The organism is Paenibacillus sp. FSL K6-2859 (genome assembly GCF_038008265.1).
Taxonomy (GTDB): Bacteria; Bacillota; Bacilli; order Paenibacillales; family Paenibacillaceae; genus Paenibacillus_AQ; species Paenibacillus_AQ nitricinens.
The window spans coordinates 4,857,807-4,883,852 of sequence record NZ_JBBOYU010000001.1; the positions used below are offsets into that span (position 1 = coordinate 4,857,807).

Annotated in this window: 24 protein-coding genes and 1 pseudogene; 3 read left to right on the top strand and 22 right to left on the bottom strand. The window is 44.9% G+C overall.

All coding sequences use genetic code 11. From position 1 onward, the window contains the following. Window positions 1–10: 10 nt before the first annotated feature. The 7 genes from MHB64_RS21775 to MHB64_RS21805 all read right to left on the bottom strand — a co-directional run bounded on the left by MHB64_RS21775 (window position 11) and on the right by MHB64_RS21805 (window position 8,435). A complete protein-coding gene (locus MHB64_RS21775) occupies window positions 11–1,609 on the bottom strand; it encodes a HAMP domain-containing methyl-accepting chemotaxis protein (protein ID WP_341135356.1) in 1,599 nt (532 codons plus the stop codon). Between the two features lie 204 nt (window positions 1,610–1,813). Beyond that, window positions 1,814–2,476, bottom strand: coding sequence for a response regulator transcription factor (locus tag MHB64_RS21780; RefSeq protein WP_094872133.1), 663 nt, complete (start codon window positions 2,474–2,476; stop codon window positions 1,814–1,816). A gap of 40 nt (window positions 2,477–2,516) precedes the next feature. Continuing rightward, window positions 2,517–5,450, bottom strand: coding sequence for a PAS domain S-box protein (locus MHB64_RS21785; protein ID WP_341135357.1), 2,934 nt, complete (start codon window positions 5,448–5,450; stop codon window positions 2,517–2,519). A gap of 100 nt (window positions 5,451–5,550) precedes the next feature. Beyond that, complete coding sequence (sigF, locus tag MHB64_RS21790) at window positions 5,551–6,306, bottom strand: RNA polymerase sporulation sigma factor SigF (RefSeq protein WP_042129724.1); 756 nt, start codon at window positions 6,304–6,306, stop codon at window positions 5,551–5,553. 11 nt (window positions 6,307–6,317) lie between these two features. Next, window positions 6,318–6,773, bottom strand: coding sequence for an anti-sigma F factor (gene spoIIAB, locus MHB64_RS21795; protein ID WP_042129726.1), 456 nt, complete (start codon window positions 6,771–6,773; stop codon window positions 6,318–6,320). Beyond that, window positions 6,770–7,123 (bottom strand): anti-sigma F factor antagonist, encoded by a 354-nt coding sequence (gene spoIIAA / locus MHB64_RS21800; protein ID WP_094872130.1) that lies wholly within the window; start codon window positions 7,121–7,123, stop codon window positions 6,770–6,772. The genes spoIIAB and spoIIAA overlap by 4 nt, the downstream gene beginning before the upstream one ends. A gap of 175 nt (window positions 7,124–7,298) precedes the next feature. Continuing rightward, a complete protein-coding gene (locus MHB64_RS21805; RefSeq protein ID WP_256989916.1) occupies window positions 7,299–8,435 on the bottom strand; it encodes a D-alanyl-D-alanine carboxypeptidase family protein in 1,137 nt (378 codons plus the stop codon). Window positions 8,436–8,808: 373 nt separating this feature from the next. Here MHB64_RS21805 and MHB64_RS21810 point away from each other — a divergent pair, with 373 nt between their 5' ends. Beyond that, window positions 8,809–9,843 (top strand): serine hydrolase domain-containing protein, encoded by a 1,035-nt coding sequence (locus MHB64_RS21810; protein WP_094872128.1) that lies wholly within the window; start codon window positions 8,809–8,811, stop codon window positions 9,841–9,843. An 84-nt stretch (window positions 9,844–9,927) separates the two neighbouring features. Here MHB64_RS21810 and MHB64_RS21815 read toward each other — a convergent pair whose 3' ends face one another. The 9 genes and pseudogenes from MHB64_RS21815 to MHB64_RS21855 all read right to left on the bottom strand — a co-directional run bounded on the left by MHB64_RS21815 (window position 9,928) and on the right by MHB64_RS21855 (window position 18,190). Beyond that, window positions 9,928–11,259 (bottom strand): pyrimidine-nucleoside phosphorylase, encoded by a 1,332-nt coding sequence (locus MHB64_RS21815; RefSeq protein ID WP_094872127.1) that lies wholly within the window; start codon window positions 11,257–11,259, stop codon window positions 9,928–9,930. Window positions 11,260–11,419: 160 nt separating this feature from the next. Further along, window positions 11,420–12,243, bottom strand: a pseudogene (locus MHB64_RS21820) (purine-nucleoside phosphorylase). Between the two features lie 45 nt (window positions 12,244–12,288). Beyond that, the gene (gene deoB, locus MHB64_RS21825) at window positions 12,289–13,467 is read right to left on the bottom strand and encodes a phosphopentomutase (RefSeq protein ID WP_341135359.1); all 1,179 of its coding nucleotides are present in this window, start codon (window positions 13,465–13,467) and stop codon (window positions 12,289–12,291) included. A gap of 227 nt (window positions 13,468–13,694) precedes the next feature. Continuing rightward, window positions 13,695–14,588, bottom strand: coding sequence for a site-specific tyrosine recombinase XerD (xerD, locus tag MHB64_RS21830; protein ID WP_094872123.1), 894 nt, complete (start codon window positions 14,586–14,588; stop codon window positions 13,695–13,697). 158 nt (window positions 14,589–14,746) lie between these two features. Beyond that, a complete protein-coding gene (locus MHB64_RS21835; protein ID WP_042129742.1) occupies window positions 14,747–14,980 on the bottom strand; it encodes a DUF4227 family protein in 234 nt (77 codons plus the stop codon). Window positions 14,981–15,141: 161 nt separating this feature from the next. After that, the gene (fur, locus tag MHB64_RS21840; RefSeq protein WP_094872120.1) at window positions 15,142–15,606 is read right to left on the bottom strand and encodes a ferric iron uptake transcriptional regulator; all 465 of its coding nucleotides are present in this window, start codon (window positions 15,604–15,606) and stop codon (window positions 15,142–15,144) included. Window positions 15,607–15,695: 89 nt separating this feature from the next. After that, window positions 15,696–16,346 carry a stage II sporulation protein M gene (gene spoIIM, locus MHB64_RS21845; RefSeq protein ID WP_094872118.1) on the bottom strand — a complete coding sequence of 217 codons (651 nt, stop codon included), beginning with the start codon at window positions 16,344–16,346 and terminating at the stop codon, window positions 15,696–15,698. Between the two features lie 81 nt (window positions 16,347–16,427). Beyond that, a complete protein-coding gene (locus MHB64_RS21850; RefSeq protein ID WP_280786812.1) occupies window positions 16,428–17,627 on the bottom strand; it encodes an endonuclease Q family protein in 1,200 nt (399 codons plus the stop codon). Beyond that, complete coding sequence (locus MHB64_RS21855; protein WP_341135360.1) at window positions 17,618–18,190, bottom strand: NUDIX hydrolase; 573 nt, start codon at window positions 18,188–18,190, stop codon at window positions 17,618–17,620. The genes MHB64_RS21850 and MHB64_RS21855 overlap by 10 nt, the downstream gene beginning before the upstream one ends. Before the next feature lie 77 nt (window positions 18,191–18,267). On the opposite strand from MHB64_RS21855, the gene MHB64_RS21860 reads away from it, so the two are divergent. After that, window positions 18,268–18,441 carry a hypothetical protein gene (locus MHB64_RS21860; protein ID WP_179281665.1) on the top strand — a complete coding sequence of 58 codons (174 nt, stop codon included), beginning with the start codon at window positions 18,268–18,270 and terminating at the stop codon, window positions 18,439–18,441. A gap of 232 nt (window positions 18,442–18,673) precedes the next feature. Here MHB64_RS21860 and MHB64_RS21865 read toward each other — a convergent pair whose 3' ends face one another. Then, entirely contained in the window at window positions 18,674–19,801 is a 1,128-nt protein-coding gene (locus MHB64_RS21865) for a tripeptidase T (RefSeq protein WP_094872114.1), read from the bottom strand. A 94-nt stretch (window positions 19,802–19,895) separates the two neighbouring features. Here MHB64_RS21865 and prli42 point away from each other — a divergent pair, with 94 nt between their 5' ends. Then, window positions 19,896–19,997: a stressosome-associated protein Prli42 gene (gene prli42, locus MHB64_RS21870; RefSeq protein WP_094872112.1), complete on the top strand. Its 102-nt coding sequence runs from the start codon at window positions 19,896–19,898 to the stop codon at window positions 19,995–19,997. Between the two features lie 82 nt (window positions 19,998–20,079). Here prli42 and lipB read toward each other — a convergent pair whose 3' ends face one another. The 5 genes from lipB to lpdA all read right to left on the bottom strand — a co-directional run bounded on the left by lipB (window position 20,080) and on the right by lpdA (window position 25,939). Beyond that, window positions 20,080–20,790 (bottom strand): lipoyl(octanoyl) transferase LipB, encoded by a 711-nt coding sequence (gene lipB, locus MHB64_RS21875; RefSeq protein WP_094872111.1) that lies wholly within the window; start codon window positions 20,788–20,790, stop codon window positions 20,080–20,082. A gap of 57 nt (window positions 20,791–20,847) precedes the next feature. After that, window positions 20,848–22,209 carry a dihydrolipoamide acetyltransferase family protein gene (locus MHB64_RS21880; RefSeq protein ID WP_094872109.1) on the bottom strand — a complete coding sequence of 454 codons (1,362 nt, stop codon included), beginning with the start codon at window positions 22,207–22,209 and terminating at the stop codon, window positions 20,848–20,850. A gap of 156 nt (window positions 22,210–22,365) precedes the next feature. Further along, on the bottom strand, window positions 22,366–23,352 hold the full coding sequence (locus tag MHB64_RS21885; protein ID WP_042129758.1) for an alpha-ketoacid dehydrogenase subunit beta: 987 nt from the start codon (window positions 23,350–23,352) through the stop codon (window positions 22,366–22,368). Window positions 23,353–23,355: 3 nt separating this feature from the next. Next, the gene (locus tag MHB64_RS21890) at window positions 23,356–24,387 is read right to left on the bottom strand and encodes a thiamine pyrophosphate-dependent dehydrogenase E1 component subunit alpha (protein ID WP_042190387.1); all 1,032 of its coding nucleotides are present in this window, start codon (window positions 24,385–24,387) and stop codon (window positions 23,356–23,358) included. Window positions 24,388–24,517: 130 nt separating this feature from the next. Then, window positions 24,518–25,939, bottom strand: a complete 1,422-nt coding sequence (gene lpdA, locus MHB64_RS21895; RefSeq protein WP_341135361.1) for a dihydrolipoyl dehydrogenase — start codon at window positions 25,937–25,939, stop codon at window positions 24,518–24,520. Window positions 25,940–26,046 lie beyond the last annotated feature (107 nt).

Sequence of the window (26,046 nt, forward strand, 5' to 3'; positions counted from 1 at the left end):
ATGACACTGTTTATTTAACTTTAAAAATAGATACGAGTGCATTTAGTTCCTCCGCAAGCTGTGCTAACGCATTAGCCGTTGTTGCCGTTTCACTGCTGCTTGCCGCCATTTCTTCCGTTGCTGCCGATATACTCTCGATCGAGTACAACACCTCTGATGACTGCGCGGCCTGTTCTTCACTGGCAGCAGCGATTTCTGTTACTTTATGTGCGGTATCGTTCACCATAGAGAGAATATGATCAAAGGCTTCCCCATTTTTCTGTGAAAAAGCTACACCTTCGACTACAGCCTTCACGCTATGCTGCGTATTCTTCTGCATTTCTTTAATAATGTCCGTGACTTGCTTAGTAGCCTCACTGCTCCGCTCTGCTAGCTTTCTTACTTCATTCGCTACAACGGCAAAACCTCGGCCCTGTTCACCAGCACGAGCCGCTTCTATAGCTGCGTTAAGAGCCAGCAGATTTGTCTGTTTTGCAATATCATCAATGACCGCAATGATCTCACCAATTTTATCTGAGCCTTCTTCTAGTCTAGACATTTGGTTGTTAATTAACGTCATCCCTTGAATGGAGTCAGTAACCACCGCACCTCCATCCTGAGCAATACGCATCGTATGATCTGACAGCTCTGAGGCTTGCTCTGCACTCTGAGCTACTGAATTAATCGCTTCAGACAATTCTCGGAACAACTCATTCATTGTTTGCGCTGCAGTTGCTTGACTCATGCTGCCGCTAGCTACTTCCTCAGTACTTGCTGATATTTGCTGTGCTGCCGCCGAGACACTTTCTGCAGAGGACAAAATCCCCCCCACAGTATGCCTTAAGTTCAGAACCATTTCATTCACAGAATTCGCAAGTTTGCCGATCTCATCCTTAGAATTCAGATTCGATGTTTCGCTTAAGTCTCCATTGGCTACTTTACCTAGCAGGCGCATCACTTGATTAAGAGGCCGTGCTATAATTTGCGAGATTAGATAGCCAAAACCCACGCTGATTAAAAGTGCAATGATAGTAACACTAAAGGTAATCAACCGAGAGGATTGATATAATTCATTCGCATTATCACTGGATTCCTGTGCCTGCTTCATATTGATGTCAATTAAACCTTGCAAGAAATTCGTCATCTCCGTAGTGGCCAGCTGTAAATCGCCTGTCAGCAAATAATTCGTATATTCTTCATTACTAATGATCTTCTTATCCAATTCAATTGCATGATCCACGCTGGTGGTATAGCGTTGCCAGATCTCAGGATAATCCTTCATTTTCTCTAATTCTTCTTCTCTCAATCTTGTCTTACTATATTTACTCATGATGTCTTCAATGCTTTGGACATTCTTATGTAATTTATCCCGATATTCTTTTTTCTTCACCTCGGTTTGGGCCATTGTATTTATATCCCGGATGTTTATTCTATTCGTTAAAAAAAGTTCATTCGCTTCACCGAGATAGGCAATCGGTGTTAAGCGATTTTTATACATATCCTCGATGGACTCATCCATCTTACTCAAATTACTTATTCCATAGAATCCTACAAAGCATAAAATGACTGATACCAACACAAATGCTGAGATTAGCTTCACTGCTGTTCTCAAATTATAAAACCATTTCATCCTTCTGCACCTCATTACGTTAGTCAATTTTTAGTAATTCTTAGGAACTATTTCATCATAAACGGTAAGCAGAATATGGTAACCGAAAATAAATGGCGTGAGCACGCAAAATTATTGCGCACCTCCGCAATGAAGCGCAAAACAAAAAATCCCGCCTCACTATCTAGTGATCGGGATTTCAATCTATAGGGTTGTTACGTATTTTCACAATGAATTAGTAAAATCTGATTCCTTCAATATTCCGAGCCGTTTAGCCTTTATAGCCGCTTCAATTCTAGATTTCACATTTAGCTTTTGGAACAAATTCGTTAAACTATATTCTAGTGACCGCTGACTCATAAGCACAATCTCCGCTATTTCCTTATTACTTTTTCCTTTTGCAATTTCCGTCAGCATTTCATGTTCTCTTTTGCTAATCATGGAGGTTGCTTGTTCATCATTGATCTCTAAACCTTTAGGAGGTACTTTTCTTAACTGCTTTACTAAGGTCCGCGGTAGAATGACTTCCCCTCTTAATGCACATCGTACCGCTGTAATCAACTGCTCTCTATTGGTTGTTTTTGAAATAAACCCAAAGATCCCCGATTCGATCATCAGGTTAAATTTGTTAGTAAATTCATATCCGGTGTAGATTAAGATAGTCGCATCCGCGTTCATTATTAATACTTGCTTCGCCAAATCAATCCCATTCACATCCGCGATATGAAGATCAAATAACATTACGTCAAAGGAATGACTACTCACCATTTCAAGCACTTCATTCGCTGAATTAGCTAGAGTAACCTTCATGTCTCCCTCTTGCTCTAATATCATTCTAGTCCCTTCCATAACAGATGGATGATCATCCACTAACAAAATTTGAATCATGCCTATGACTACCCCTCTATCCAATTGTTATGCCGCATGATTAATCTGCAGGTATAGATATATTGACCGCTAATCCCTTTTTATCTGGCGAGTGAAATACTATTGTCCCATCCATACTTCGAACTCTTTCCTTCATCCCATAAATCCCCATACTTGTAAGTGAATCCTCACCAAATAAATTCATTCCGATTCCGTTATCTATATAATCCAAATGAATATGATTGTCTTCACTAGCTAAGGTGATGCGTACTTCTGTCGCAAAAGAATGCTTTGCTGCATTAGCCAAAAGTTCTTGCACAATACGGTACAGGCCTATAAGCACTTCATCATCTAACTTATGTGTGAATCCTTCAGACTCGAAATAAATCTGATAGTTGGTACGTAGCTGCGTAAATTCAAACAACGTCTCCAGCGAGGAGATAAGACCTTCATTGATTAATGCAGGAGGTCTGAGCTCGTTACAAATAATCCGCAGTTGATAAATAACATCTAGTAACCCTTCTGCAATCTGTTCTAGCAGTTCCCTAAGATCCCCATTGATGGACTTTTCACCTAACAGTAGATCCAACTTACGATACCAGATAATCTGTTCTTGAAGCGCTGAGTCGTGTAAATCCTGAGCAAGTCTTTTTCGCTCATTCTCGGATAAATTAAACATAAATCGGAGCAGCCATGTAGGAGCCACTTGCTTGGAAGCTGCGAGCTCAAGATCCTTCGTTAAATCTTCGATAAGCAAAAAATGATCAAAAAGAACACTGACATAACGGGTAATCGTCTCAAGCCATACTCGAATAGAGCTTATTTCTAGTAAAAGCGTCTTCTCGTTAATCGATAGCAAGTAGCTTTTTCCGCGGGACTCCCCGATCTTGAGTGAATACCCTTGCTCCGTCTCGATAATTTCACATAATTTATCATAATTAGATTCAACTGCAATAAAATCAATATTTGTTATCTGCAGGGTATCTCTGACTTCTCTAAGCAACCGCTGTTCCATATGGCTAATCTTCATCACACCAAAAAGATCTTGGGAGAACTGATCCAGACTCATTTGCAAGCGAAAATACCGTTCCTCACTCTCACGAATAATCTTCTCTGTATGTTCTCTGTCCTCATCTGCTTTTTTCCGATCACTAATATCCCTAAATACAGAGATACATGCGACTTTTCCTTTGTACAAAATGGAGCTAGCTGTCACCTCCACATCGATGATCATTCCATCCGAACGTACGACCTTTTGTTCAACAGGAAATAAGATTTTATAAGGTTCTTTATAGATTTCATGCATGCGTTCTTTCGTCAGCGACAGATACTCCGGATGTGCCCAATTGAAAATATTTTTACCAATCAATTGACTCTCATCGCAAACGCCAAATAAACCAAGACAGGAGAAATTCACATAAACAAACTTATAATCGCTATGGAGAACGACCGCTTCGGGCGACATCTTTATCAACTGCTGATTGAGCTCCTCGCTTTCCCTTAATTCTCTTTCCATCCGGACTCTCTTAGTGATGTCTCTTGCTACAATTACAATGCTCATTACTTCTCCATCCTCACCTAGAACGGGAGTAGCAAGACATTCTAAATTTAAGATATAACCTTTTGAGTGAATAAAACGATTGTAAAACATCTTGCTTGCTTTTGTCCGAAAAATATTTGATATCTGTTCACGCAAGCTTTCTTGCTCATCTGGATCGATATACTTAAGTATGGTAGTGTCTTTGATTAGCCCTACAGGAATACCGATTAGGGTTTCGCAGGAAGGCGAGGCTACAATGAAATTTCCTTTCTGATCCAGTACCCCCATCATATCCTTCATGTTATTAATAATAAGTCTGTACTCTGCTTCACGCTGTGCCAGCTTATGTTCTACTTCTACTGTTGATGTTATATCTTTAGCGACCACAAAAGCACCCACAATACGACTATTCACATAAATAGGGATATTTTTCATAGTCCAGTGGCTCACTGTTCCATCCTTACGCGAAGAGGCAACAACATAGTGCTGAGCAGATCCCCGTACTGTTCTTTCAAAAAAATCCGACATCCTCAGTATATTTTCTACTCCAAATAGATTCATGATGGACAAGTTCTCTCCGACCATATTTAAAGCTTCTCCAGTAATTTGCTCTGCTGCGGAATTGATTGCCAAAATATTACCTTGCAGATTCACCTCGCATACGACGTCTGAGTTATAGTCAAATAAGGATTTATAGCGCAGTTCACTTTTGAGTAATGCCTCCTTCATTAACTTTCTTTCAGTGATATCTGCCAAGATCCCGTCTAGCCGAACAACCGCTTGGGATTCATCTAGACTGGGTATGATTCTGACCTGTAGCCATCGAGGCTCGCCACTTGCGTGGATAATCCGATATTCACTAAGTTGTGGAATCCCTTGACCAACCGATGATATTATCTCTTGAATCAGGGGGGTTTCTTCTTTATGCGCAATACGGAACCAAAAATCATCCTCTTTCGCCTGTTCAACGGAATAACCAGTGATATTGTGAACCGCATCCGATACAAACAATACTTTCTTTGCAACATAATCAAAAGACCAAATCGCCACGTCAAGGTTAGAGAACATCTGTTGATACAAAGAAAAGGTGCTTTCTAATTGAATTTGCGCCGTTTTTTGTTCAGTAATGTCCAGCATAATTCCATCTATTCGGCAAACCTTGCTCTCCTTATTCAGGATTGGCGTGCCAATACTTTGAACCCACTTCAGTCCTTTAGCAGGTAGTTGCATCCGATACTCAAGACAACTGATATGACCAGCATTTAATCTTTCCATGTAGGCATCATATCGATCAAGATCCGCTACATTCACAAGTTCCCGCAAAAAATTAGGGTTGTGCGGTTTAGTCTTACTTGTGCAACCAACCCATTCCTCTAAAATATTCGACATCGTCAGCAGATTTTCTTCCATATCCAAAGACCATGTGATCACATTCTCGTCACCGAGTGAATCCATATTGAGATCACCTCCACATAAAAAGCCCCCCCTTTTCGGGGCGGCTTTTTGTTCTAATTCGCTAATTTACAAGCGTCATTACATGAATAACTTTATCCTACTATTGAGCAATCTGCTCACGGATATTCTGCAATATTTTCTTCTCCAGCCGGGATACCTGCACTTGAGAGATCCCTAGACGACTGGCCACCTCCGACTGCGTTTGATCACGATAGTAGCGAAGATAGACGATCAGACGTTCACGTTCACTGAGGCCTCCGATAGCTTCATTTAATGCCAGCTTATCGAACCAACGCTCCTGTGATTCGTCAGCGATTTGATCAATCAGCGTGATTGGATCTCCATCATTCTCGAACACCGTTTCATGGATAGAAGTCGGTGGCTTATTGGCTTCTTGGGCGAATACCACTTCTTCGGGTGTAACCCCTAGCGCTTCCGCAACTTCACCAATCGTAGGCAGACGATCAAGCGTTTTAGACATTTCGTCCTTCATCTTACGAACTTTATTAGCCATTTCCTTAAGGGAGCGACTGACCTTCAAGGTGCCATCGTCACGAAGGAAACGCTGAATCTCACCGATAATCATCGGCACGGCATAAGTGGAGAACTTGACCTCATAGCTGAGGTCAAATTTATCAACGGACTTCAGGAGTCCAATGCAACCGATCTGGAACAAATCGTCAGGCTCATACCCGCGGTTCATAAACCGCTGCACCACCGACCAGACCAGTCGGATATTACAGCTTACAAGCGTGTCGCGGGCAAGACTATCTCCGGCCTGACTGAGCGCGATAAGACGTTTGACCTCCGCATCGTCCAAATAGGTCGGCGGAGCTTTTTTTGACTCTGCATCCATGGCTCCAACCCCTAATTGTATAAAGCTTTTTTCGAGACGATGGTTTTCTTCATTGAGATAGAAGTACCGTGTCCCGGTTCACTAGTGACTTCAAATTCATCCATGAAATTCTCCATAATAGTAAAGCCCATGCCCGACCGCTCCAGCTCTGGCTTAGAGGTATACAGCGGCTGTTGCGCCAGCTCCAAATCCTCAATGCCACGTCCTTGATCCTCAATGGTTAGATGTACCGTTTCGTTGTCCAACGATGCCGAAATGGTCACAATACCTTCCGGATCACTATCATACCCATGAATAATACAATTGGTGACCGCTTCCGACACGACTGTCTTCAGATCATTCAGCTCGTCCATCGTAGGATCAAGCCGGGAAACGAACGCCGCTACGACTACACGCGCGAACGATTCGTTCTCCGAGCGTGCAGCGAACTGCACGTTCATGAAGTTACCAGCCTTACTATTTGTCATAACGCAACCTCCAAATCCGAGAGTGCAGTACTCTCGTCGTCATATAGGGGCATGATTTTGAACAGGCCAGACATTTCCAACAGCCGCTTCACAGGTGCCGTTGCATCACACACAACCATTTTTCCACCTTTACTGTGGATCAGTTTATACCTTCCCAGAATTACGCCTAGGCCTGAACTGTCCATAAACTGCAGTTGCTTAAGACTAAGAACTAAATGCGATACCTGACCACGCATAATCGCTTCATCCATATCCATTCTTACAAAATCGGCTGCGTGATGATCCAACTCCCCTGATAAACGGACAATCAACACACCCCTGTGATGCTCCATCTCCACATGAGAATTCATGCTTGCCACTCTCCTCTTCGTTGCTTTGAAAACTGACCTTGAAAGACAGTACCTATTCCCTTCAAGGACAAGGTTTTCTACGCGGCAAATCAGGAATCCTGCCTCACGACAAAACTAGAAGAAAACCCCTATGAATCTACAGAGTACATGGGGGTAATCTACAAAAAAACTGTTTTTAATCTACGCCGAACATCGAGCCTGTTGTGCGCTTAAAGAGCTTCCACCAGCCCGCTTTCGCCACAGCTTCCCCTGCTTTTAAATCATATTCCTTAATCACTTGGGTTCCTTGGTAGACCACCAGCTTACCCACAGATTGACCTTCAGCTACTGGAGCCTTCACGCTTTCCGGTAATACTAGTTCGTGGCGGATGCCTTCTTGAGTCACACCTTTTTTCAAAAGAACACTGTACGTCTCTTTGGCTGTTATCGGTAACTCGGATTTTACGCCCTTTTCAATCTTTAGGGTGCCGATCGCATCCCCTTCTTTGTGGATCGTGTGTACTTTATATTGCGAGAACAGGTAATCGAACATGCCTGAGACTTCACTATTGCGCGTCTTTGTGTTCGGCTCGCCTAGTACAACAGCGACAGCACGTAGACCATCTCTTGCTGCTGTAGCAGACAAACAAAATTTTGCCTCTGCAGTATAACCTGTCTTCAAACCATCAGCACCAGTGTAGAAACGCACCAGCTTGTTCGTGTTCACCAACCAGAACGGTTTGGTTGAATCCTTACGTAAGTAATCCTGATAGGAACCGGTATATTTTATAATTTGATCATGCTTCAAAAGCTCACGACTGATGACCGCAATATCGTAAGCTGAGGAATAGTGATTGGCGGCTGGAAGACCGTTGCAGTTGGCAAAATGGGTATCTTTTAGACCCAGCTCCTCTGCACGTTTATTCATCAGATCGACAAAAGCACTCTCTGAACCAGCTATTTTCTCCGCCATCGCCACAGAAGCATCATTACCAGAAGCCATAGCGATACCTTTGAGCATATCGTCTACCGACATTTCTTCACCAGGCTCCAGAAAAATCTGTGATCCGCCCATAGAAGCCGCATATTCACTTGTTCTCACCTTATCAGTCAGCTGCAGCCTTCCTTCATCCAGCGCTTCCACCGTCAGTAACATCGTCATAATCTTCGTAATACTTGCGGGAGGCAGCTTATCATGGCTGTTCTTCTCATAAATAACGGTTCCGGTACCAGCGTCCATCAAAATAGCAGAACGTGCTCCCGGTGCGAGGTCTACAGCGGCAGCATTACTGCCAGAGTCCTTGGTTTTTTCTTCTGCATAAGCGCCTGACATAGGTCCTAGAACCGATACAGCGATACAGACCACAAGCACAGCAAAACGCATTTTTCTCACAATGGTTCCCCTCCTGAACGTTAACCTTCATATCACAGGTACTGTGTTCCAGTTTCGTCAGAAAGGGTGGAAATTATTCCATTTTTAAGGAAATAACCACAATTATTTATCTCAAGAAGGAAGGATGTCATCAATTAAAAAAAGCCCAGCAGCAGTTGCAGAGCATTTTTATTATAGGGGAGATTAAATAATATTTCAAATTTAAAGTATTCCCATTTTTTTCGTTCTCATTTTAGGACTTTTAAAGGTAAATCGTAGGCTTTCACGAATGCTATCTATGAACCTATAACTGTCTTACAAAGGAGAAATACGAATGAACCCACTTGAAACTTATATTGAAACAGAAGCAAAACAGAACGATTTCTCAGGCGTAGTACTAGCAAAACAATATGATAAAGAAATCGCCAGCAGCTGTCACGGTTATGCCAATAAGTCGGATAAGCGCGAAAACAATATTCATACTCGGTTCGGGATCGCTTCCGGGTGTAAAATATTCACAGCAATTGCCGTCTCTCAACTGGTCGAAAGGGGATTGATTTCTTTCGAAAGCAGATTATCAGACTATCTGAAAAAGGTAGAGTTCCCTCTCTTTAGTTCTGAAATCACCATACATCAGTTGCTTACGCATAGCTCTGGGATTCCAGATTATTTTGATGAAACAATCATGGATGACTTCGAAGAATTGTGGAAGACACAACCTATGTATACTTTACGGCAGCTGGAAGACTTTGTACCGATGTTTCGAAACCTCCCCATGATGTGGACCCCTGGTGAACGATTCCACTACAACAATGCCGGATATATCGTGCTAGGTCTTCTGGTGGAGGATTTAAGTGGAATGTCCTTTTCCGATTATGTGGAGCTTCACATCTTTAAGCCTTGCGGAATGGAGCAATCCGGTTACTTTACGTCAGATGCCTTACCAGCCAACTGTGCACTAGGATACATAGAGGAAGAGAACGGTAGCTGGAGAAGCAACATCTATTCAATCCCGGTAAAAGGAGGCGCTGACGGTGGAGCTTTCGTTACCGCTCCCGACATGCAGTTATTTTGGAACGCGCTAATGAACCATACCCTTTTGAGTCCAGTACTCACTTCATTGTTGCTTACTCCCCACATACATGTGGATGGTGAAGGCTATTATGGTTATGGTGTATGGATCACCCTCCGAGAAGAAAAAGTGTTCAAGTTTCACATTATGGGCTACGATCCCGGCGTTTCCTTCCGATCGGCTATCTATCCGGCTAGTGGAGAGACTGTGGTCGTATTATGTAATACAAGCAGCGGGGCTTCTCAGATTTTCAATCTTATCGATAAGCATTTTGTAGCTGCTCCGTCAAAAACATAAAACAGCGAGCCTCCTATTACGGGAGGCTCGCTGTTTTACTGTCTATTTCAGGTCTTTGTCATGACAATAATTATATTTCCTTGGCTAGTACCGTGTTACCCCATCCTTCGTAACAAGCGCGAATACCAGTGGTAATGGTGGAACCGATTCAGAAGTAATGCGGTAAGCTTCTAATACCTTGCCCTCAGCTTCCTCTACTTTCTTATCACTGGCATCATTGATATGCAATACTGCAAGTGTATCCCCAATCTCTACAGCATCTCCAACTTTTTTAGAGAGTTGAATACCTACAGCCAAATCTATTACAGATTCCTTGGTTTCACGTCCTGCACCAAGCAACATAGCAGCAATGCCGATTTCTTCTGCTTGAATCCCCTCAATGTAACCCTTAGTCTTCGCTTTCACTTCAATGAATCGTTTAGCAGCAGGGAGTTTCTCCGGATCATCGATTTGCGAAACATCTCCGCCTTGCGCACTCACGATCTGTTTGAATTTCTCCAGCGCTGTGCCATCTTCAATATGTGTCATCAGAATCGAACGAGCCTCCGCTTCATCCTTGGCTTTACCGCCAAGAACAAGCATCTGGCTGCCCAGAATAAGGCATACTTCCTGCAAGTCTTTAGGACCATGACCCTTCAAGGTCTCGATTCCTTCCTTAATTTCCAGCGCATTTCCGATCCCGTAACCCAGTGGCTGATCCATATCACTGATGATCGCAACGGTATTACGACCCAAATGGGTGCCGATATCCACCATAGCCTGGGCAAGCGCAATAGAATCATCAAGCGTCTTCATAAAAGCACCGCTGCCGGTTTTGACATCCAGTACAATGGCGTCTGCACCCGCTGCAATCTTCTTGCTCATCACTGAGCTTGCAATAAGAGGGATGGATTCAACAGTTGCTGTTACATCCCGAAGGGCATACAGCTTTTTGTCAGCGGGTGTAATGTTGCCCGACTGGCCGATCACGGCAGCTCCGATCTCCCCTACTTGATCGAAGAATCGCTCGCGATCCATCTCTACAGAAAAACCAGTGATCGACTCCAGCTTATCAAGTGTACCTCCTGTATGCCCAAGTCCGCGGCCGGACATCTTCGCTACGGGTACTCCAGCAGAGGCTACCAACGGTGCAAGCACCACGGTTGTTTTATCTCCCACTCCACCTGTGGAGTGCTTATCCACCTTAATGCCTGCGATTGGGCTCAAATCCACTTGATCACCGGACATCGCCATTTCCATCGTTAGATCACCGGTCTCCCGTGCGTTCATACCTTGGAAATAAACCGCCATGGCCCAAGCAGAAAGCTGATAATCAGGAACTTCACCTTTACTGTAACCCTGAATTAGGAAGGATATTTCCTCACGACTAAGCTCTCCACCGTCTCTTTTTTTCTGAATAATATCGACAGCTCTCATCTTACACCTGCTCTTCACGGACATTTGCGCGAGCAAATCCGATATATTTTGGTTTCGTCAAATTAAGTACTTTTACAACCTGTTCATGCGTCATTGGCTCAATCATAATTTCTTGAATCATAGATATGACCTCCAGTAATTCAATATGAAGTATCCCAAATTACATTTTCGGAATAAAGCCTAAGACCAGTTTCAAGAAACGTTCACGCACACGTTCTGCAGTTTCCATCACCTCTTCATGATTGAGTGGTTGATCCAGGATTCCCGCGGCCATGTTAGTAATACAGGAGATGCCCAATACCTCAATACCTGCATGACGAGCAACAATGGTCTCCGATACAGTAGACATGCCCACAGCATCGGCGCCTAGCGTACGAAGCATTACGATTTCAGCAGGCGTTTCGTAGCAAGGGCCCAATAGACCTGCATATACGCCTTCTTTGAACTCGAAATTCTGCTGAGCTGCCGTTTCCTTCGCTACCTGGATCAGGCGGCGACTGTAGGCGGTCGACATATCTGGGAAGCGCACACCAAGTGCAGGATCATTAGGTCCTATTAAAGGATTCCGTCCAGTCATATTAAGATGATCCGTAAGAAGCATAAGATCACCCGGTGTGAAATCAGTGTTCACTCCACCAGCTGCATTCGTCACTAGTAAACTGGCTATACCAAGCTCTTTCATAACCCGGACTGGGAATGCCGTTACCTCTGGCCCATACCCCTCATACATATGAAAGCGGCCCTTCATCATCACAACTCGGCGGCCTTCGATCATACCAATTAATAGTTCGCCTTCATGTCCCTCTACAGTAGATACCGGAAAGTGAGGAATCTCATCATATGGAATGCTTACTCCATCAGTAATAAGGTCTGCTAGCACACCGAGACCTGAACCAAGGATCAATCCAATTTCCGAGCCACCGGACATTTGTCTTTTATATAAATGGCTGCTTCTTGAATTTCTTTTTGTGTTAACGCGCTCATGGATGATCCTCCTTCATTGATGTTGCGGAGCAACCCGCAACCCTTTTATTGCAGTTTCGCTAAAAAGCTTGTCCCATACTGCGGCGCCTTTGCACCAAAGTTATCAGCAATGGTTGCAGCTACATCAGAGAAGGTTTCACGAATGCCCAAACTTTCCGGATGTTTAAACCGTGGGCTATAGATTAAGAGCGGCACGTATTCACGGGTATGATCAGTTCCACTATGGATCGGATCGTTACCATGGTCTGCAGAAATAATCAACAGATCATCTTCACCAAGCGTGGATAGAATCTCAGGCAACGCCTGATCGAATACTTCCAGTGCACGGCCATAACCTTCTGGATCCCGACGATGTCCATATAAAGAATCAAAATCCACCAGATTCGTAAACAGAAAACCGTCAAACGGTTGACGAAGCTGCTCAATAGTAACTTCGATTCCATGTTCATTGCTCTTCGTTGGATAAGAAGCTGTAACCCCTTCTCCTGTAAAGATATCGTTGATCTTACCAACCGCTATAACATCCTTACCAATATCAGCCAGCGCGTTCATTACCGTTGGTTCCGGCGGCTTCACCGCATAGTCATGCCGGTTTGGTGTCCGAACGAAGTTCCCTGGTTCTCCAACATACGGACGAGCAATTACGCGACCCACCGAGAATTCTGGAGCCATTGTCAGCTCACGGGCTATTTTACAAGCACTGTATAGTTCTTCAAGCGGAATAATATCTTCATGTGCAGCAAGCTGGAACACGCTGTCCGCAGAGGTATAGACAATCCAAACACCGGTTTTCATTTGCTCTTCACCGTATTCAACAAGAATCTCCGTACCGGAAGCTGGTTTATTACCGATTACCTTACGACCAGTTGCCGCTTCGAACTTCTCAATCAACTCTGCTGGAAAACCATCAGGATACGTATTGAAAGGAACCTCAATCTTCAGCCCCATTAGCTCCCAGTGTCCGGTCATCGTATCCTTGCCTACAGATACTTCCTGCATTTTTCCGTAGTACCCTGTTGGTGAAGCTACAGGCTCTAGTGGTGGCAACGGAGCAATATTAGCTAACCCGAGCTTCTGTAGATTAGGAAGCTTCAAACCAGGAACACGATCCAATATATGACCAAGCGTGTGCGACCCAGCATCACCGAAATTCGCAGCATCTGGTGCTTCACCGATACCAACACTATCTAGAACAATAAAACCAATTCGTTTAAATGAGGACATTGTTGTCTTCACTCCTTTTTTAGTATAGATATTCTTTCGTACCAACAAGAAGAAACGGCTGTACCGTCTTCCAGAAGACATACGCTTCCGAAGCTAGCGATACAATGTACCGCTTATCAGGTATCCGTTTCTGCTAAAAGATAACCTGCGGATCATTCCCCAGTCTATCCTTTCAGTATGATTCCATCATAACCATCTTACTCACAAAAAGCATCTTTACTGCAGAATTATCGAGCTCTAGGATGGTGGCTCTCATATACTTCCTTCATATTCTTACGGGCTATACCGTTATAAATCTGAGTCGTCGAAATATCGGCATGACCCAGCATTTGTTGTACGGAACGCAAATCTGCTCCGCCTTCCAGTAAATGGGCTGCGAAGGAATGCCTAAGTGTATGCGGTGTAATATCCTGCTCAATGTTTGCTTCCCGCGCATATTTTTTTATGATTTTCCAAAAGCCTTGCCGGGTTAATCTTCCGCCTAGACTATTCAGGAACATGGCTGGTTCCTCCTGGTGATCACGAAGCAGCTTGTCCCGCATAAGTGAAGTGTAAGCCGATACACTCTCAGCTGCAAGGGTGCCAATGGGAACTACCCGCTCCTTTCCAGAAGTTCCTGTACAACGTGCAAATTTCATATCCGTGTGCACATCATCCACGTTAAGTGAAATTAATTCAGAGACCTTAATACCTGTTGCATAGAGTAATTCCAGCATAGCCTTATCGCGCATCCCTTGTGGCGTACTTACATCCGGCGCAGCCAATAATTGCTCTATTTCCGAAATGGTAAGCACCATAGGAGGTTTCTTATCAGGCTTCATGGTCTCCATGTCCAGTGTTGGATCCTGCTCAATCAAACGTTCCTTCAGCAAGTAATGAAAAAAAGCACGGAGGGACACTGCGTTCCTGTTCAACGTTGCAGTTGCTCGGCCAGCTCCGCGTAATGAGCCAAGATATAATATCACATGCGATCTTCGGATCTCATCAGGCTGACTAGCCCCCCGCTCTTCAGCGAACTCCAGAAACTGCGATACATCCCTACCGTAAGATTCCAGGGTATTCGGGGACAAGCCTTTATCTCCGGACAAATAATGTAAAAACGGCTGCAAGTGTGACTTCATTATTTCACGCTCCTGTCCTGGCGCAGCTACTCATAGTGACTTCCTGCAGCACATTCAGCATGAGGGCTCTGCAGATGTGTACATTTAGTATACGCTGCATGAATCCACCTTGTTTTCTTCGACATTCTTCTCGCTTGTTCCTGCTTCCTAAGAAGCTTTCATTCTCCATACCAGTAATAGAAGCGCAAACGCTGTCTTGTATCCAGACCATCATCACCACGATCGGCATGATCAAAAGCCCGAACAGCAGTGCCTTCAGGAATTCCATAATTCTCTATCGGACTGATCCATTCACCAAGCCAGCTCATAGCACTGTAAAGTAAATAGCTTAGAGCTACAAACATGATCATAAAATACAGCTTTCGAACGGTTTTGGGCACAGAAACGATCATAAGGACGCCTCCCTTTAACATACAGTAAGATCTGCTCGTCCTTCACCTTATGCACTAAAACGGACTGATATGTATACCTCCAATAGACCAATCATTTAAAAAGCTCTCTCCGGTAAAAAAACCGGGGAGAGCTTATGAAGTGAATTTCATTATAAGATGACTTAGGACGGATTTCCGTTTGAATTATTCTTATCGCTACACCGATAGCATATCCCATGAAAATCAAGTCTATGATCAAGCACTGAGAAATTAAATTCTTTCTCCAATCGCTCTTCTAGCGGACCTAGCCAATCCTCGCGAATCTCATCCATACTACCGCATTGCACACAAATTAAATGATGATGATGGTGCTTCGCAGTATCTGTTCGCAGATCATAACGGGCGACACCGTCACCGAAGTTAATCTTTTCTACGACGTGAAGCTCGCTAAGAAGTTCCAGGGTACGATATACAGTCGCAAGACCGATCTCGGGAGCTTTCTCTTTCACGAGCATAAAAACATCTTCTGCACTAAGATGATCTTCCTCATTCTCCAGCAGCACTCTTAAGGTCGCTTCCCGTTGGGGTGTAAGCTTGTATCCTTGGGATTGTAACTGTTGCTTAATTTTGTCTATTCGAGCTTCCATTGTCTCCCTCCCCCTTGGAAAATTACCTCACCGGTCTTCAAACCACTTCTTCCATTATAGGGGGTGTCGCTTTGAGAAGTCAAACGCTTTTACTGCAAGCCCAAGGTAGTCACTGCTTGTACAAGTGAAGGTGTAACCCAGCGCATCATGATCGGCGTAACATAGGTCTCAAAGCTAGAAATGCCCAGAATCAACAGAGCCATCACAAGTGACAATATCGTGTACATCGTAAAAGGCCGAGTTATTGGCGTCCGGCGTTGTCCTAACACTCGGCTACGAATCATCTGCAAGGAAAAGGCGATCGCTGCTGCACTACTTACTAACAACACAGGGATCAGTACCAGATTGTGCGGAGCCACAGAGACTAGTGCGAACAGCATCCCGTGCCAAGAATATTGACTGACTAGACAACCGACTGTAAAGCCGATCAGTACCCCTTTTAAAAAATCAAGAATCAAGATTCCCGGCAACCCAATGACTGATAATCCTAGGATCCAGATCAGCCCAATCCATTTTAAGTTTAAGGCCGCTATACTCCAGTACGAATCAGGTGCTGCAGATAGACCCTGCTGATCAACCGTTACAAAGAAATTCCCTAGATAATCCCCCAGCTCCTGTTGCTGATCCATCGTAAGCGCACTAACGATAAGAGCTCCAAATACAACACCTACCAGAAATAATACGCCGACAAAAATATACAGAGGCGTCTGTTCCTTCATCATCAGCCTTAAATTACGCATCGAGACGTTCCCCTTTCCGGTTACATGTTACACCATATGAGAAAACGTCCCGCGATATGACTTGTCCTTAGGACAGTAACTTTACTTTCCAGGTTGTACGACTTTACCGTATGTTCCTCCACCGCCTGCCGAGAGCTCCAAAATTCCAGAGCGGGCTTGGACGATCATCGACGCCAAATCCGCACCTATAACGCTGGCAATTTCCGCTTCACCACAACCATGTAAAATGTTCATCTCAGTTCCAAACGCTTGCAGTAACGCGTTCATTTTCGCCTTCCCTAACCCCGGGATAAATTCAAGCGGAACCTGATAATGATAGGGTGGACGATCAGCAGGTACTATCGGTGTCTTGCGGTCCGCAATATCTAAGATCCGGTCGAATACACCTCTAACCAGCTTAAGACTGCCACAATACTGGCAGCGTTCCGATGTGACATAAGCTTCGTCAATAATACTGCCACAACCTCCGCAGTAGGTTCGGTGGTATTTACCAAGCCGGGGGTTAAGTCCGAAATTGGCAGTTACCTTCCGCCCTTCCTTACGTTCTAGTGCGAGTCGTAGTTCAGCAAAAGAAGGTCGTGCCAACGCCATGACATTATACTCACGGCCTAGTTTGCCCAGTGAATGCGCATCAGAGTTCGTTAGGAATGTAAAGTCATCCAGCTCAGAAAGATAACCCGCCATTTCCGAATCTGCACTCAGCCCTAGCTCAACTGCTGCTATGCGATCCAGATCAAAGATGTCTGCCATACGCTCCGCTGCACAGCCGTACAAGCCCTTGTGAGGCGTGAAAATATGTGCAGGGATAAGAATGCCTCCCCGCCCATAAATCTCATCCTGAAGCTCCCTAGCCGGAGCATACAGGCGCTGAGAACTTAGATTCACATTCCGCATATAGCGGCTCATCCACGCACTAAAATCGGTCATGCGCTCCAAGTCCGGCATGTAGGCAAGCACATGGCACTCTTTTCGCCCAGGCTCGCGGATTTCAATCTCTGTTCCCAGAATGATCGTAGTCCCTCGGTAAGCAATCCCTCCACCTTCAGCTAACGTCATCTCTCCAGATTCCAAGGAACGCTCCATATCACGTAGAACGCCTGGTGAATGACTATCAATAATACCGATCATTTCCAGTCCCTTGCGCTCTGCAGCCTCTTTGGCAATGCCTGCAAAGGTAAGCTCGCGGGAGCCGCTGATTTTGACCGCTTGTCCTTCCGACGTTCGTCCAATATGAACATGCAAATCGCAATAGAAGCTCTTCAGTTCAGTTATTAATTCCATTGGCCAGTCAGCGTGTATAGATGCCAAGCATACACTGCCATCATCGTCTTCGCGTCCGCGATGCGCCCGTCAGCCATATATTGATACGCTTCCTCCAGGGTAAGCTCCGAAACTTCTAGAAATTCGTCCTCGTCCAGGGACATATCCCCTGGCTTTGCATTAGTAGTCACATACAAATGAATAATCTCATCGGCAAAGCCGGGAGAAGTATAGAAGGATTTAAGCAATTTCAGATCTCCACTGTGAAAGCCAGTCTCTTCCTGAAGTTCACGACCAGCCGCAACTAATGGATCTTCACCTTTATCCAGCTTCCCTGCCGGAATTTCTACTTCAGTGCGTTGCATAGGCTGACGGTATTGCTCTACAACAAGCATTTTGTTGTTGTTTAAAGCAAGCACCGCTACGGCGCCGGGATGCTTCACAACTTCACGTGTGGCAGTATTTCCATCAGGCAGTCTCACTGTGTCCACCTGTAAAGAAATAATCTTCCCATCAAAAACAGGCTGGGTAGACAATGTCACTTCATCAAGCTCGGGTTTGGTGTGCAAATGTTGTTCTCCCATAAAGTTTCTGGTCTCCTTTTTCTCTATTGTGCATACGGTGTATTATAGCAAACTTAAAGGGAAAGAAGGAATTTCAGATGAACGAAATCTTCAGCCGTACAAGCTCAGCCGCAGTTACAATGGTAGGTAAACCGGAGGAAATCAAAGCCATCTTAGCTAGGTGGATAGAGCGGTATGGGCCCGATATGCCTCTCTCCTACATTCTCTCCCTAAAGGATCAATCCAAGTTCATTCCAACCAAAGCAGGGTAAATTCATTCTTTCCTTTAGGATTTAATCATACATGTGCATCCGAATATAGGGGTGTCCCAAAAGCCAAGAAATGGCTGCTGGGGCACCTCAGTCTTTTTTTTGAGCTATGTTTTAAATCCTATACGCACCTCTTCATAAGGCTAAATCTGGCTGTATTAAACTCCCCATAAAAAATGCAGAGCAGCAATCCTCCATTTCGGTAGGATCACTGCTCTGCTATTTTATAAGACGGTTATCCCTTTACGCTTTCTTTAACAATACTCACTACAAGCTCAGCCACTTTAACGATATCTTCGGCTTTAATCCGTTCCTTAGTGGTATGGATATGCTCGTATCCTACAGCTAAGTTAATGGTCGGAACATCTAAGCCATTGAACACGTTAGCGTCACTTCCACCACCAGAGTGGAACAGACGCGGTGTAAGACCCATAGAAGTGATAGCCCGTTGTGCAAGCTGTACCAATGGATCATTTTCATTAAAGCTGAAAGCTGGATAAATAATTTCACTGCGGAATTCGCATTCTGCACCGTATTCGCGGACAGTGGTCTCCAGTGCTTCACGCATCGAAGCAATTTGATCGCCAACCTTTTCCTGCACGATACTCCGTGCTTCTGCATCCAATTGAACGTGATCGCACACCACATTCGTAGGTCCGCCGCCAGCGAATTTACCAATATTCGCAGTCGTTTCGTTGTCGATCCGTCCAAGCTTCATGGCAGCGATTGCTTTGCTTGCTACTTGAATCGCGCTGATGCCGTCTTCTGGATTAACACCTGCATGAGCAGATTTACCGAAGATTTGCATCGTAATCTTAGCTTGTGTAGGTGCCGCAACTGCAATCGCTCCGACTTCACCATTAGAATCGAGTGCGAAACCGAAGTCTGCATCCAAGTGACTCGGATCCATCGAGCGTGCACCCAGCAATCCAGATTCTTCACCCGCAGTAATTACGAACTGAATCTGACCATGTGGCAATTTTTGCTCTTGAATCACTCTGATCGCTTCGAACAGTGCAGCTAGACCCGCTTTGTCGTCTGCACCAAGAATCGTAGTGCCGTCACTTGTAATCCATCCATCCGCGCCGAGCGTAGGCTTGATATTTTGTCCAGGGACAACCGTATCCATGTGGCAAGTGAACAGAAGCTTTGGTGCAGATCCAACGTTCACAGCCGGCCAGGTAATGAACAGATTACCCGCTCCATGTCCAGTTCTTTCCTGGGAATCATCTTCGGTAACTTCTAAGCCAAGAGCGTTAAATTTGCTCTTGAGCACATCGGCAATCTGCCGTTCATTTCTTGTTTCACTATCAACTTGGACAAGCTCCATAAATTCTTGAATCAATCTGTCTTGTGAAATCACTGGACTTCCCTCTCTTTCGTGAATACGTTACAATGGTTGTACAGAAAGACCATCTTCATGCAATTAACTTAAACTAAATCTAAAGGAGTTACTCATGCAACGTAATAAATGGTTCAAAATCTTCATCTACGTCATGTTGTTCGCCATGATTGCCTCTACGCTCTTTATGGTTATCGAGCCTTTCCTTGCAGGTTAATATCTACACAAGGAACATTGATAATAGCGGCTAGGGACTCCCTTGCCGCTATTTGGCTTGCCTGTTAGTTCGTTATTCAACCTTAAACCATAGTGCCGAAGAACTCATCCTGCTCTTCATAAGGAAAGTGTCTTAGAAAATACGGAACCAATTCTTTGGCCACATCTTGAAGTTCAAAACGACGACCTGCACATTCTTCTAGGGAGGTTATTCCAAATTCAGTGATACCGCATGGAATAATTCCTTGAAAGCCGTGTCCAGATATCCCTTCAGAAATGTTAAAGGCAAAACCATGGCTAGTTACAAACCCTCTTCGGAATTTGCTTTTGTTAAACTTGACACCAATGGCACAGATTTTCTCGTCGCCAACCCATACCCCTGTATACTCCGGCTTCCGTTCCCCTACAATTCCGTAGGATGCCAAATAATCAATAATCACTGCTTCCAGACTGCGCAAGTACCCGCGTAAATCAACCTTACCTTCTTCACCGAGCATAAGGATCGGATAACCTACTAGCTGACCCGGTCCGTGATATGTAATATCTCCTCCCCGGTCGATTTCAAACAGCGCAATTCCTTTTTCTTTGAGCTGCTCTTCATCTAGAAGAAGATGTTCGGGATGATTCTGTGAACCAATAGTATAGGTAGGCGGATGCTGCAAAAGAATCAATCGTTCCGGTTGCTCACCAGCATCAATGGCGTGCACACTTTCCTTTTGCAGATCCCATGCCTCCCCATACTCCATAATAGGGTCATATGAAATCTGCAGCTTACGATTATCCGAAATATTCATACCGTCAGGTCCCCTTTTTCAGTCTCATGCCTGCACAGTTTGGCTCGTTATTATTTTTTAGTAAAGTTTCGTATCTGGGGTATATCCTTCGATGTTATCCTTAACGCGTTGCAAGAAACGACCGCAAATTACTCCGTCCAGAATCCGATGATCCAGCGACAGACAAATATTAGCCATTGATCGCACACCTATCATATCGTTTATGACCACAGGTCTTTTTACAATCGATTCAAACGTTAAAATCGCTGCCTGTGGATAGTTAATGATTGGATAAGAAAGAATGGAGCCAAATGAGCCGGTATTATTTACAGTGAAAGTTCCTCCCTGCAAATCTTCCAGACTGAGTTTGCCTTCGCGGGTTTTTTGTGCCAATTCATCAATCTCACGTGCCAGCCCGGCAATATTTTTCTGATCAGCCTTCTTAATTACAGGAGTGATAACCGAATCTTCAGTACCTACCGCTAACGAGATATTGATATCACGTTTGACAATAATTTTGTCTACAGCCCAGACAGAGTTCATAATCGGGTAATCCTTAATCGCACTCACAACAGCCTTCATCATGAAAGCCAGATAGGTTAGATTGATACCTTCTTTGCGCTTGAACTCATCCTTATGTTTATTGCGCAGTGCGACCAGATTAGTCACATCTACCTCAATCATTGTCCAAGCATGCGGAATTTCCGAGACACTTTGGCGCATTCTTGTAGCGATTGTATTCCGAATTGGTGTTACATCAATCAGGTATTCCGAACTGCTGCCTCGGCCACCCTCGACTTCAATTGTTGGAATACGCGGAGATTCACTCAAATGTAAACCCGATTGGCGAAGAGGCTCTTCCGTCTTCTTCTTTTCAGCTTGAACGAACTGAGGAGCAGGCGGTTGTGACACCGCTGGTGCAGGTTGACTAGCAGAAATCGAAGCTGGAGATGTAGCTCCGCCACTTTCGATGAAGGTCAGCACATCCTTACGGGTAATTCGGCCGCCCATACCAGTACCCAAAACTAAATTCAGATCGATGTTATGCTCAGCCGCCAAAGTCTGCACCGCAGGAGAGTAGCGTGCACGCATCGTATCGCTAGCAGTTGAATTCGCATTTTGACCCGCAGCATTATTAGCTGCAACTGTGTTTGTGTTAGTCACGTTTACAGCAGCAGGTGCAGTCACAGGCACGGCAATACGACAAATGACCTCGCCGACATTGACAACCTGACCTTCTTCCGCCAATAGTTCACCCATAACTCCATCTATCGTTGAAGGCAATTCAGCATTTACCTTATCTGTAATAAGCTCACATATTGGTTCGTATTGCTCTACCGGATCGCCCGGTTTCTTCAGCCATTTGCCGATCGTCGCCGATACTAGCGATTCCGCCAGCTGCGGCATGATCACGTCAGTCAACTTTTGGTTGTCAGACATCTTTTCACTCCTTAAAAGTTTTACGAAGCTTCGCTTCTTAGAAATACTTCGCAGTAAAACTTGCATCGTAAGCATTCGCTTATGTTTTACGAAGTAAAACTCACTTCGTAAGCATAATCTTTAAGTTTTACGAAGCTTCGCGTCCACTCCACTATTTTAATATTGCGCCAGTCGAAGCATTTCTGCCTTCACTTTTTCCTTGCTAAGCATGAAGAACTTCTCCATTGGTGGGCTGATTGGCATCGCCGGAACATCGGGACCACAAAGACGGAAGATCGGCGCGTCTAGTTCAAATAGACAATGCTCAGCGATAATTGCCGCCACTTCGCCACCAATACCGCCCGTTTTATTGTCCTCGTGCACAATAAGAACCTTCCCTGTCTCACGAGCAGCAGCTATGATCGCCTCACGATCAAGAGGCTGCAAGGTCCGCAGATCCAGAATATGCGCTGTAATGCCTTCTTCGCGCTCCAATTCTTCTGCTGCTTGCATCGCAAAATGCAATGGCAAACTATAACCAATAACCGTAATATCTGTTCCCTTACGCAGCAGATTAGCTTCGCCAATTGGAACGATGTAATCACCTTCTGGCACTTCTTCCTTGATCAGCTTATAGCACTTTTTGTTCTCGAAGAATAAAACCGGGTCAGGATCACGTACGGCTGCCTTCAATAGTCCCTTTGCATCGTAAGCAGAGTAAGGTGCGACAATCTTCAAGCCTGGTGTACCGAAGAAAATCGATTCCGGACACTGAGAATGGTACAGACCGCCGAATACACCGCCGCCGATAGGCGCACGAATGACAACCGGGCAATTCCAATCGTTATTTGAACGATAGCGGATTTTGGCCGCTTCGCTAATGATTTGATTCGTTGCTGGAAGCATGAAGTCAGAGTACTGCATTTCAGCAATCGGCTTCATACCATACATAGCTGCACCAATCGCCACACCAGCAATAGCTGATTCCGCTAACGGTGTATCCAGTACACGCTCTTCTCCGAACTGTTCTTGCAGACCTTTTGTTGTGGTAAATACGCCACCCTTGAGACCCACGTCCTCGCCAAGCACAAACACGGATTCATCGCGTTCCATTTCTTCCTTCATCGCGAGCCGAATGGCATCGATATATTCCATTATAGCCATGGTTTATGCTCCTCCTTTCAGGTCGGAATCACTGTAAACATGCAGCAGTGTATCTTCCGGTTTCGGGAACGGAGCGTTGTCAGCATATTCGATAGCTGCTTTAAGCTCAAGATTGCATTCAGCAATAAGATCTTGTTCTTGCTCGTCACTCCAAAGTCCCAGACCGATCAGGTAATTACGGAATCCTGCTACACCGTCCTTCTTCCAATTCTCATCAACCTCTTCTTTGGTCCGATAAGCCAAATCATTGTCCGAGGTGGAGTGTGGAGATAAACGGTACATCATGGCTTCGATTAACGTAGGACCTTCACCCGCAAGTGCTCTTTCCCGAGCTTCCTTAACGACACGATATACTTCCAGTGGATCATTGCCGTCTACACGCACCCCTGGAAACCCATAACCCAGAGCACGGTCGCTGACCTTACCTCCAAGCTGTTTGTGAGCAGGAATAGAAATCGCGTACTGATTATTCTGACACATGATAATAACCGGTAGCTTATTCACTCCGGCAAAGTTACAAGCTTCATGAAAATCCCCTTGGTTGCTAGAGCCTTCCCCGAAGGTTACAAATGAGACGAATTTTTTCTTTTGCATTTTGGCTGCCAAAGCAAAACCAACCGCATGAGGGACCTGCGTGGTTACAGGACTTGAGCCTGTCACAATACGCAGACGCTTACTACCAAAGTGACCTGGCATTTGCCGCCCACCACTGTTTGGATCTTCTGCCTTTGCGAACACAGACAACATCAATTCACGAGTAGTCATACCCACGGAGAGTACGAAAGCATAATCACGGTAATAAGGTAAAAAATAATCATTCTGCCGGTCCAGCGCAAATGCTGCTGCTACCTGACCCGCCTCCTGGCCAATGCCGGAGACATGAAAGTTAATCTTGCCAGCGCGCTGAAGCAGCAGACTGCGCTCGTCGTATTTACGTGCGAGCAGCATATATCTGTACATATCGATGACCTGGCCGTCACTTAGTCCAAGCTGCTTATGTCTGTTAATCGTTTCTACAGTATCTTGGGATTCCATAAAGAGATACCTCCTTATTCATAAAGCCTGAGTCTTACAGGATTTAAGACCAATTGTATCCTGATCTTAAAACCTGGTACTAAGACTTGGCTTGAGTTTATTATAATCCCTTTCTACCCAAAAAGAAAAGCTAAATCCCGATAGATCTTCCATCTACAGCTAACATTGCTTCTCCAATGATCTCCGAAAGTGTAGGGTGAGCATGAATAGCCTCGCCAACCTCCCAAGGTGTTGCATCCAGCAGTTGAGCTAATGCAGCTTCCCCGATGAGATCCGTAACATGCGGACCTATCATCTGCACACCGAGAATATCTCCGCTGCTTCGATCCGCCACAACTTTAACAAACCCGTCCTTCTGGCCGTACACAATCGCCTTGCCAATGGCCGAGAAGGGGAATTTACCAGTTACTACATCATGTCCCAAGGCTTTAGCTTCCTTCTCAGTGTGACCCACACTCGCAACTTCAGGACGTGTGTAGACACAACGCGGTACAAGATGTGTCTGATAAGGGTGAAGCTTCTCACCAGCGAGATGGTTGACCGCCATAATGCCTTCATGGCTGGCGGCATGAGCTAGTTGTAGTCCACCGATACAGTCACCAATCGCATAAATATGCGGCTCAGCCGTCTGCATACTAGCATTTACAGCAATAATTCCTTTATCAAAGCGAATATCTGTATTTTCCAGACCAATATTCTCTATATTCGCTACCCTCCCTACGGATACAAGCAGCTTTTCTGCGGATAGACTTTGGGTTTGCTCTCCCTTACGGGCATCGATCGAAATTCCATCGTCCGTTACCTTGCAGGTTGCAGCATCCACTGTAGTTTCAGTCAGTACTTTAACACCACGTTTTTTAAGTAGACGCTGCAGTTCTTTAGCTACTTCTTCATCCTCTTGAGGTAGTAACTGACTAGCAGCTTCAACTACCGTAACCTGTACTCCGAAATCAACCAGCATAGAGGCCCATTCCACCCCAATGACTCCGCCTCCAACAATAATGATGGAAGAAGGTAACTCGTCGAGCGTGAGTGCTTCATCACTGCTAAGAATAACTTTCCCGTCTGGTTCCAGACCAGGTAATACACGCGGACGAGATCCTGTAGCAATAATAAGATGGTTCGAGAGCACTGTTTCCATTTCACCGTCTTCTAGTTCCACAGCAACAGCACCACTACGCGGGGAAAAAATAGAGGGACCCGTCACGCGCCCCTTGCCTTTAATGACTTGTATTTTATTTTTGCGCATCAAATATTGTACGCCCTGATGAAGTTGTTCAACTACCGCTTCCTTGCGCTTTTGTACTTTTGGGAATACGAGCTGTACACCGCTTGTCTCAATGCCATAGCTCTCACTCTCGATGATTTCAGCATATACTTCTGCGCTTCTGAGCAGCGATTTGCTAGGAATGCAGCCACGGTGCAGGCAGGTTCCTCCCAGTTTGTCCATTTCGATGACGACGACGGACTTTCCAAGCTGTGCAGCGCGAATGGCTGCCACATATCCCCCGGTTCCTCCGCCAAGTATGGCCACGTCACATGAAATTGTCATGATATGTATCCTCCAGTCATTACACGTAAGTTCATTTTACATTGTATATTGTACTCTCTTTTTAGCGTATTACAAAACTTATAAACATCATATCCAAATGGACTTTT